The 9,433-nt window shown below is 76.5% G+C and carries 5 protein-coding genes; 2 read left to right on the top strand and 3 right to left on the bottom strand.

The window, feature by feature from the left end:
- Both QJS33_RS26095 and QJS33_RS26090 read right to left on the bottom strand, forming a co-directional pair.
- Nucleotides 1-2,884 (bottom strand): BTAD domain-containing putative transcriptional regulator (locus QJS33_RS26095; protein WP_306370727.1); only part of this gene is annotated, 2,884 nt, incomplete at its 3' end.
- A gap of 60 nt (nt 2,885-2,944) precedes the next feature.
- On the bottom strand, nt 2,945-4,585 hold the full coding sequence (locus QJS33_RS26090; RefSeq protein ID WP_306370726.1) for an MFS transporter: 1,641 nt from the start codon (nt 4,583-4,585) through the stop codon (nt 2,945-2,947).
- A 343-nt stretch (nt 4,586-4,928) separates the two neighbouring features.
- On the opposite strand from QJS33_RS26090, the gene QJS33_RS26085 reads away from it, so the two are divergent.
- Nucleotides 4,929-6,587, top strand: a complete 1,659-nt coding sequence (locus QJS33_RS26085; protein WP_306370725.1) for an amidohydrolase — start codon at nt 4,929-4,931, stop codon at nt 6,585-6,587.
- A gap of 68 nt (nt 6,588-6,655) precedes the next feature.
- Nucleotides 6,656-7,990 carry an MFS transporter gene (locus QJS33_RS26080; RefSeq protein ID WP_306370724.1) on the top strand — a complete coding sequence of 445 codons (1,335 nt, stop codon included), beginning with the start codon at nt 6,656-6,658 and terminating at the stop codon, nt 7,988-7,990.
- Nucleotides 7,991-8,048: 58 nt separating this feature from the next.
- Here QJS33_RS26080 and QJS33_RS26075 read toward each other — a convergent pair whose 3' ends face one another.
- Nucleotides 8,049-9,335 carry a M20 family metallo-hydrolase gene (locus tag QJS33_RS26075; RefSeq protein ID WP_306370723.1) on the bottom strand — a complete coding sequence of 429 codons (1,287 nt, stop codon included), beginning with the start codon at nt 9,333-9,335 and terminating at the stop codon, nt 8,049-8,051.
- Nucleotides 9,336-9,433: the final 98 nt, after the last annotated feature.

Raw genomic sequence — 9,433 nt, 5'->3', positions numbered from 1 at the left:
CCAGGCCCCGTTCGACCAGGACCTGGGCGAGCAGGACGCCCCCCTGGCCCCGCAGCCGCCGGTGCAGTCCGCTCAGGAGGCGCTCCGCCTCGTCCGGCTCCCCCTCCCGGCGGGCGACCATGGCCAGGCCGGTCTCCGCGTAGGCGAGACCGGCCCGGTCGGAGTGCTCCCGGGCGACGCGCACCGCGCGCAGGTGGTGCTCGCGCGCCGCCGCGTGGTCGCCGGCGGCCAGGGCGGCCCGGCCCAGCCCGGAGAGCTTCCACGGGACGTCGTGCCACAGCCCCAGTTCCTCGGCGACGCGCAGGCCCTCCCGGTGGTGGCGTCCGGCCGCGGCGTGGTCGCCCCGGACTTCGGCGAGGCTCGCCAGCGCGTCGCCCGCCTGGACCCGCCCCCAGCCGTCGCCCAGCTCCGTGAACAGGGCCAGGCTCCGCTCCCCGTCGCGGGCGGCCGCGGTGTGATCCCCGGCGACCAGGCGGAACCGGGCCCGTTGGGCGAGGGCTGCCGCGACGCCCCAGCGGTCGCCGTGCGCGCCGAAGCCCGCCAGGGCCGCTTCCGTCAGCGCGGCGCCGGGTCCGTTCCCGCCCACCGTGAACAGCACGGTGGCGGCGAACCAGCGGGACCGGGCCGTGTCCAGGGGGTCGCGGGCCGGGTCCGGGGGCGCCGCGAGGTGCCCGCCGGCGAACACCGCCGGGTCGGGTCCGGCGCCGGCGAGGGCCCCCAGGCCGTCCGCCCACACCGACAGGTGTTCGCGCTCGCCCGGTGGCAGGGTCCCGGGCCGGGACAGCAGGGCGTCCAGTGCCCGGCGGCACTCCTGGACGCGGCCGCGCAGGTACCAGTACCAGAGCAGCGAGCGGACCAGGCGTGCGAACAGGTCGTCGGCGCGGGTGCGCCGGGCGGTGTCCAGGGCCAGACGCAGGTTCGCCGCCTCGGCGTCCAGGCGGCGCAGCCAGGTGCGCTGTTCGGGCCCGTACAGGAAGGGCGCGGCGTGTTCGGCCAATCCGGTGTAGTGGCGGGCGTGCCGGACCGCGGCCTCCTCGCCCTCCCCGGCCTCGGCCAGGCGCTCGCCGCAGTAGAGGGCGACCGACTCCAGCAGGCGGTACCGCGGCCCGGCCTCCTCCTCCGCCATGACCACCAGCGACCGGGAGACGAGCCGCCCCAGGACGTCCGCGACCTCCTCCGCGGGCACGTCCGCTCCGGCGCAAACCGCCGCGGCGCCCGCCGGGGCGCACCCGTCGGCGTGCGCGGCCAGACGGCGCAGCACCCGGCGCTCGGCGGCGGTGAGCAGGTCCCAGCTCCAGTCCATGGCGGCGCGCAGGGTGCGCTGCCGGGCCGGGGTGCGGCGCGGGCTCCCGGTGAGCAGCCGGAAGCGGTCGTCCAGCCGTTCGGCGACGCCGCGCACGCCCAGGTCGCGCACGCGCGTGGCGGCCAGTTCCAGGGCCAGCGGGACCCCGTCGAGGCGGCGGCAGAGGGTGGCCACCGGGCCGACGTCGGCGTCGGTGAGCGCGAACCCGGGCGCGGCGGCCGCGGCGCGGCGGACGAACAGCTCGACCGCCCCGGCGGTGCACGCGGTCGCCGCGTCCGCGTCGGGGGCGGGCAGCTCCAGCGGGGGGACCGCGTGCAGCCACTCGCCGGCGATGCCCAGCGGTTCCTGGCCGGTGGTGAGCACGTGCAGCCCGGGGACCTCGCCCAGCAGGCGACCGACGAGGTCGGCGACGCCGTCCAGGACGCGCTCGCAGCCGTCCAGGACCAGCAGGGCGCGGGACGGGCGCAGGGCGTCGGCCACCCGGTGGACCAGGTCCCCGTCGGCTCCGGCCGGGAGCGGGTCGCGCAGTTCGAGGGCGTCGGCGACGGCCCGGGCGATCCGGGCGCAGGACGCGCCGTCGGGGCGCGGGGGCCGGCCGGCCTCGGCCTCCACCCACCAGACCCCGCCGGGGAAGGCGTCGGCCGCGTCCCGGGCGAGTTCGAGGGCGAGCCGGGACTTGCCGATCCCCCCAGGGCCGGTGAGGGTGACCAGGCGTTCGGCGCGGACCACCTCGCGCAGGCGCCCGACCAGGTCCGCGCGTCCGATCAGTTCGCCGACCGGGGCCGGCGGGGCGGACCGGCGCCGGGGGGTGCCGGGAGGGTCGGCCGGCGGCAGCAGGGCTGGGTCCCGGGCGAGGATCCGCCGGTGCAGGGAGGCCAGTTCGGCCCCCGGGTCCACTCCCAGTTCCCCGCGCAGGCGGTGGGCCGCCTCGGCGTAGCCCGCCAGTGCCTCGGGGCCCCGCCCGGACCGGTACAGGGCGAGCATGTGGAGGGCGCGGGCCCGCTCGCGCAGGGGGTGCTCGTCCACGAGCGCGGCCAGGTCGCCGACGAGCAGGTGGTGTTCGCCCAGGTCCAGGCGTGTCTGCGCGTGCTCCTCCAGCGCGGCCAGGCGCTGTTCCTCCAGGTGGGCGGCCACCGGCCGGGCGAAGGGCTCGTCGGCGAAGTCCGCGAGCGCCGGCCCCCGCCACAGGGCGAGCGCGTCGGAGAGCAGGACGGACCGCAGGCGGGGGTCGGCGGCGGTGCGGGCCTGTTCCAGGAGCCGGCGGAACCGGCCGGCGTCGGTGTCGCCGGGGCCGGCGGCGATCCGGTAGCCGGAGGGCACGGACACGACGAGGTCCCGGCCGCCGGGTTCGGCCTCGGCGAGGGCCCGGCGGAGCTGGGACGCCTTGGCCCGCAGCGCCGGGAGCGGCCGGGCGGGCGGGGCGTCCCCCCACAGGCCGTCGATCAGCCGGTCGGCGGGGACCGCCCGGCCCTCGCCGGTGAGCAGCACGGCCAGGAGCCGGCGGACCTTGAGTTCGGGCACCCGGACGGGGCGGCCGTCCGCCGTCTCCACGGCCAACGGCCCGAGAAGGCGAAAGTGCATGCCCGCCCCCCGTTCCCGTCCCCTTCCCCGCGGCCGCGGAGCCCGGCCCCGGACCGGTGCTCACTCTATCGGCCGGGCGGGGGCGGCTCCGGGCCCCGGACCGGCCGCGGGTCCCCGGTCCGCGGCCGGTACGTCGTCCCCGCCGCGGTCCGGCTCGGCGGTGCCCTCCTCCCGGCCGATCGGGGGCAGGTGGCGCAGCAGGACCAGCACCAGCACGGCGGTGCCCAGCATGAGCAGTGCCCCGGAGGCCATCACCGCGTTCATGCCGTCCGTGAACGCCTCCCGGCCCGCGGCGAGCACCCGGTCGGCGAGCGAGCCGGGCAGCTCCCCCGCCACGGCGATCAAACCGGCCAGGCCCCCCTGCGCGCTCTGGGCCTGCTCCGCCGACAGGCCCTCCGGCAGCAGCCCGCCCACGCGCGAGGCGTAGACGGCGGCGCTCAGCGACCCGAACACGGCGATGCCCAGCGCCGCGCCGAACTCGGCGCCGGTCTCCGCCATGCCCGAGGCCGTGCCGGTGCGCTCCGGGGGCGCGGACCCCACCACCATGTCGGTGCTCAGGGCCAGCAGCGGCTGGGCACCCAGAACGGCGACGACCGCACCGGCCGTGAACAGGGCCGGCCCCGCGGCCGGGCCGACCAGGGCCATGGCGGCGAACCCGGCCGCGCACACCGCCAGGCCCCCGCCGATGACCGCGGCCGGCGGGAACCTCGCCGCGAGGGCGGGGGCCGCGGTCGCGCCGGCCACGCTGGCGACGCCCAGGGGGATGAACCACAGGCCCGCCGCGAACGGCGACAGCCCCTGCACCAGCTGCATGAACTGGGTGAAGTGGTAGGTGAAGGAGTAGAACACCACCTGGCCCAGCAGCAGTGCCAGCAGCGCACCGGTGAACGTGCGGCCGGAGAACAGGCGCAGGTCCAGCAGCGGCTCGGCCAGCCTGCGCTGGCGGCGCACGAAGACCGCTCCCGCCGCCAGGCCCGCGGCCAGGGACAGGAACGGCACGGCCCCCGGCCCGCCGGCGGCGATCTCCTTCATGCCGTGGACGAAGGGCAGGATGGCCGCCAGCGACAGGGCCACGCTCACCAGGTCCATGCGCCCGGCCGCGGCGTTGCGGTACTCCGGCAGCAGGAACGGGCCCGCGAGCAGGAGCACGGCCATGACCGGGAGGGCCAACAGGAACACCGACCCCCACCAGAAGAACTCCAGCAGGAGGCCGCCCACGGCCGGGCCGAGGACCCCGCCCACGGTGAAGGACATGAGCCAGACGGCCACCGCCACCGACCGCTGCCTCGGGTCCGTGAACATGACCGTGAGCAGCGCCAGGGTCGGCGGCATCAGCATCGCCCCGGCGAACCCCAGCAGGGTGCGGGCGGCGATGAGCATCTCCGTGCTCGTGGAGAACGCCGCCAGCGCCGAGGCCGCGCCGAAGGCCGCCGCGCCGATCAGCAGCAGGCGGCGCCGGCCGATCCGGTCGCCGAGGGTGCCCATGGTGATCAGGAAGCCGGCGACCATGAACCCGTAGATGTCCATGATCCACAGCAGTTCGGTGCTGCTCGCCCCCAGGTCGGCGCCCAGGTGCGGGACCGCCATGTACAGCACGGTCAGGTCCAGGGCGAGCAGCATGGTGGGCAGGGCCAGCACCGCCAGGCCCGCCCACTGTTTCGGGGTGGCGCGCGCGGGTGCGCCCGGTTCCGCGGAAGACATCTCCTGCTCCGTTCCTCGTGGTGCGGCCGGTCGGCCGCACCGCCGTGGGGGGCGCGGCCGGCCGGGACACGTCCGGGCGCACAGTCTCCGCCGGGGAGGTTCGGGAAACGTTCGGGTCCGGTTCCGGCGCACCCGCTCACCGCGCACGGGGAAGGCGGCCCGCCGGGGCCGAGGATCCGTCGGTGCAGGAGCGGGCGGCACACCGCTCCCCCGGCCCGCGTTGTGCACATGCCCATCCCGGAGCGGGGGATCCGCTGCGGATCGTCATTGAGGCCCCGCGCACCCACCCGGCACCCTGGAGGGAACCGTCCCACCCCTCCCTTCCAGGAAGAACACCGCCGGCATGCTCGACCTCCTGCTCACCAACGCGCGTGTGCGCACCCTCGACGACGACCGGCCCGCCGCCACCGCCGTGGGCGTGGCCGCCGGCCGCGTCCTCGGGTTCGACGGGGACGTCGCCGACCTGCCCGCCCGGGCCGTGGTCGACTGCGGCGGCGCCGCGGTGGTCCCCGGGTTCGGGGACGCGCACAACCACATGGCGTGGTTCGGCCAGTCCCTGAGCGAACTGGCCCTGGAGGACGTCACCACCCTGGACGGGCTCTACGCCGCCGTGGCCCGCCGGGCCGCCGGCCTGCCCGCCGACGCCTGGATCATCGGCTCCGGCTACGACGACACCGCCATGGGCGCGCACCCCGACCGGTACGGCCTGGACCGGGCCGGCGGGGGGCGCCCCGTGTGGCTCAAGCACCGGTCCGGGCACATGTGCACCGTGAGCAGCGCGGTGCTGCGCCGGATCGGCGCCGACACCGCGGGGGTCCCCGACCCCGAGGGCGGCGTGATCGTCCGCGACGGCACCGGGACGCCCACCGGCCTGCTCCAGGAGCGCGCCCAGGAACCGGTCACCGCCCTGGTCATGCCCTACCCCGTCGCCGACCTGGCCGACGCGATCGGGCGGGCCTCGCGGGTGTACGCCGCCGAGGGCCTCACCCACGTCGTCGAGGCCGGGATCGGGCGCGGGCTGATCGGCCGCACCCCGGTCGAGGCCGCCGCCTACCAGTTGGCCCGCGAACGCGGCGACCTGCGCACCCGCGTGGAACTGATGGTGGCCGCCGACAACCTGCACCCGCTGGACGGGCACGCCGACGACGGCATCGACGTCGGCATCGACCTCGGGCTGCACACCGGCTTCGGCGACGACCGGCTGCGCCTGGGCCCGATGAAGATCTGGCTGGACGGCTCGCTCATCGGCCGCACCGCCGCCGTCACCGAACCCCTGTGCGGGCACGGGCGCGGCGTGTTCCAGAACCCGCCCGAGGTGATGCGCGACCTGGTGGTGGACGCCCACCGGGCCGGCTGGCGGGTGGCCGCGCACGCCATCGGCGACGAGGCCGTGGACCTGGCGCTGGACGCCTTCGAGCGGGCGTACAAGGAGCTGCCGCGCCCGGACGTGCGCCACCGGATCGAGCACGCCGGGGTGGTCCGCCCCGATCAGCTGGCCCGGTTCGCCGCACTGGGCGTGGTCCCGGTCCCCCAGCCCCGGTTCCTGTACACCGTCGGCGACGCCATGGCGGCGTCCCTGGGCCCGGAGCGGGTGGGATGGCTGTACCGGCACCGGTCGTTCCTGGAACACGGGATCCGGGTGCCGGGCAGCTCCGACCGGCCGGTCGCGCCCGGGGCGCCGCTGGCGGGCATGGCCTCGATGGTGGAACGGCTCAGCAGCGGGGGCGCCGTCCTCGCCCCCGACGAGCGGGTCACCGCCGAACAGGCCCTGCGCGCCTACACGGTCGACGCCGCCTGGGCGAGCCACGATGAGCACCGCCGGGGCTCGCTGTCCCCCGGCAAGCTCGCCGACCTGGTGATCCTGGACCGCGACCCGGTCGACACCGCGGACCGGGGCATCGACACCGTCGAGGTGCTGGCGACCGTGGTGGGCGGCGAGGCCGTCCACGGCGCGGACGCCTTCGCCGGACTGGCCGCCACGGCCGCCGGCCACGGCGCCTGACCCGCGCCCCCATCCCCTGCACACCCCGCGCCGGTGCGGCGCGGACACCGAAGAGGAGAGAAATCCCCATGAACGACCTCGACCGCACGGGCCCCGAGGCCCCGCCCGGCGAGAAGGCCCCGGTGGTGAGCGGCAAGGAGGCCGGACGCATCGCCTTCGCCGCGTTCGTCGGCACCGCCCTGGAGTGGTACGACTACTTCCTCTTCGGCACCGCGGCCGCCCTGGTGTTCAACCGGCTGTACTTCACGACGCTGGACCCGACGGCGGCCACCCTGGCCGCGTTCGCGACCTTCGGCGTGGGCTTCGTGGCCCGCCCACTGGGCGCCGTCCTGTTCGGGTGGATGGGCGACCGGATCGGGCGGCGGCCCGCGCTGCTCATCACGGTGGTCGCCATCGGCGTGGCGACCGGCCTCATCGGTGTGCTGCCCGACTTCGCGGCGATCGGCGTGGCGGCCCCGCTGCTGCTGGCGCTGCTGCGCCTGGTGCAGGGCATCGCGGTGGGCGGCGAGTGGGGCGGCGCGGTGACCATCGCCGTCGAGCACGCCCCGCCGGAGAAGCGCGGGCGCTACGCGGCGCTGCCGCAGATCGGCTCCCCGGTCGGCACCCTGCTGTCCTCGGGCGCGTTCGCGCTGGTGCTGACGCTGCCGCCGGAGCAGTTCGACTCCTGGGGCTGGCGCCTGCCCTTCCTGGCGGCGTTCCCGCTGCTGCTGGTGGCCGTGTACATCCGCCGCAAGGTCGAGGAGTCGCCGGTCTTCGAGGAGATGGAGCGCCAGGAGGCGCGGGCCAAGGTCCCGGCCGTGGACGTGTTCCGCAGGGCCTGGGGGCGGCTGCTGGTCGCGATCGCCTCGGCGATGCTGGGCGTGGGCGGCTTCTACGTGATGACCACGTTCGCGATCAGCTACGGCACCGGGACCCTGGGGCTGGAGCGCGGGCTGATGGTCAACGCCACCCTGGTGGCGGCGGTGTGCCAGATCGGGATCATCCTGGTCTTCGGCCGCCTGGCCGAGCGGATCGGCCCGGGCCGGGTGACGCTGTGGGGCGGTGTGGCCACCGCGGCCATCGCCTTCCCGGTGTTCTGGATGATCGACACGCGCTCCCCGGTGCTGGTGGTGCTGGCGGTGGCCGCGGGTGTGGCGATCCTGTCCATCGCCTACGCGGTGTCGGGCGCGCTGCTCACCGAGCTGTTCCCGGCGCACCTGCGCTACAGCGGTGTGGCCCTGGCCTACAACCTGGCCGGTGCGCTCAGCGGTTTCCTGCCGTTCGCCGCCACGGCCCTGCTGGACGTCTCGGGCGGCGGCTCGTGGGTGGCCTCGCTGCTGCTGGCGGGGATCGCGCTGGTCACCGCGGTCGGCGGCCTGATCGGCGAGCGGCTGCGGGTCCGCGACGAGGTCGTGGTCCGCTAGCCCCACGTGGAACGGCCCCGCCCGGGATCCCCGGGCGGGGCCGTTGCGCGTTCGGGGGTCAGGGGCGGGCGGCGGCCGGGTCGTGGACCCCGGTGCTCGGCAGCGCCCCGGAGCCCAGGCCGCGGACCACGTCGGTGAGCAGGTCCAGCCCGGCCAGCAGGTCGCCGTCCTCGGTGTACTCGCCCTCGTTGTGGGAGACGCCCTCGACGGAGGGCACGAAGAGCATGACGGTGGGGACGCGCTCCTTCATGTTGATCGAGTCGTGTCCGGCGACGGTGAGGATGCCGCGGTGGCTCAGTCCCAGGCGCTCGGCGGCACCGCGGGCCAGCTCCACGCCCTCGGGCTGGTAGCGGTCGATGCCCCAGGCGTGGGAGAGGTCGAGGTCGACCTCCACCCGGGCGCGCCCCTCGATCCGGGCGACCTCCTGCACGAGCAGCCGGTCGGCCTCGGCCAGCACCGCCTCGTCGTGGGAGCGCAGGTCCAGCAGCAGCTCGGCGCGGGAGGCCACCGTGACCGGGGAGTTGGGGTAGACGTCCATGCTGCCCACGGCGGTGTGCAGCACGCCGGGGAAGCGGTCGGCCAGCTCGCGGGCGGCGACCACCAGCAGGGAGGCGCCCAGCAGGGCGTCACGGCGGTCCTCCATGACCGTGGCACCCGAGTGGGCCTGGTCGCCGCGGACCGTGACCCGGTACTTGCGGGCCGCCCAGCAGGCCTCGACCAGGCCGATCGTGGTGCCGGTGTCCTCCAGGACCCGGCCCTGCTCCACGTGGATCTCGGCGCAGAAGACCGCCGCGGGCCCGTCGGTGTCACCGAGGAACCCGGTGGGGGCCAGCGCCTGCGCGACCGTGGTCCCGGCGCGGTCCCGGGAGGCCAGCGCGGTCTCCAGGGGCAGGCGGCCGGTGTAGACGGCGCTGCCCATCATGGAGGGGGTGAACCGCGAGCCCTCCTCGTTGAACCAGTTGACGATGGTGAGGTTGTACGGCGGCTCCGCCCCCTCGGCCGCGTCGCGTTCGGCGGCGCGCAGCACCGCGTGGGCCGCGGCCAGCACCCCGTAGGCGCCGTCGTAGCGCCCGGCCGTGGGCTGGGAGTCCAGGTGGGAGCCGACGACCACGTAGGGGGCGCCGGGCACCCGCTCCAGGAGGCCGAACTGGTTGCCGATGCGGTCGTACACCACCCGCAGGCCGGCCTGCTCCAACAGCCCGGCCAGCCAGCGGCGCTGGGCGTTGTCGGGTTCGGTGGCGGCCTGCCGGTCGACCCCGCCGGAGGGGGTGGCGCCGAAGGCGCTCATGGCGCGGAAGTCCTCCAGGAAACGGGTGTCGGCGGCGGTGCGTCCGGGGGCGGTCATGTGGGTCCTCTCGAGTCCGGTGGTGGCGCTCCCATACTCGGCGGGGACGACGGCCGCGCTCAATCGGCATTCACCCAAGATTTCCGGACGCGGCTGTG

It is taken from the genome of Nocardiopsis sp. CC223A (assembly GCF_030766825.1).
Classification (GTDB): domain Bacteria; phylum Actinomycetota; class Actinomycetes; order Streptosporangiales; family Streptosporangiaceae; genus Nocardiopsis.
Note: the sequence above shows the minus strand (reverse complement) of the source record. Positions and strands in the feature narration are given on the sequence as shown.

What these genes read in the sequence shown, in the direction of transcription:
- QJS33_RS26080 (WP_306370724.1), top strand. Translation starts at nt 6,656, where the DNA reads ATGAACGACCTCGACCGCACGGGCCCCGAGGCCCCGCCCGGCGAGAAG.
- QJS33_RS26090 (WP_306370726.1), bottom strand. Translation starts at nt 4,585, where the DNA reads ATGTCTTCCGCGGAACCGGGCGCACCCGCGCGCGCCACCCCGAAACAG.
- QJS33_RS26075 (WP_306370723.1), bottom strand. Translation starts at nt 9,335, where the DNA reads ATGACCGCCCCCGGACGCACCGCCGCCGACACCCGTTTCCTGGAGGAC.
- QJS33_RS26085 (WP_306370725.1), top strand. Translation starts at nt 4,929, where the DNA reads ATGCTCGACCTCCTGCTCACCAACGCGCGTGTGCGCACCCTCGACGAC.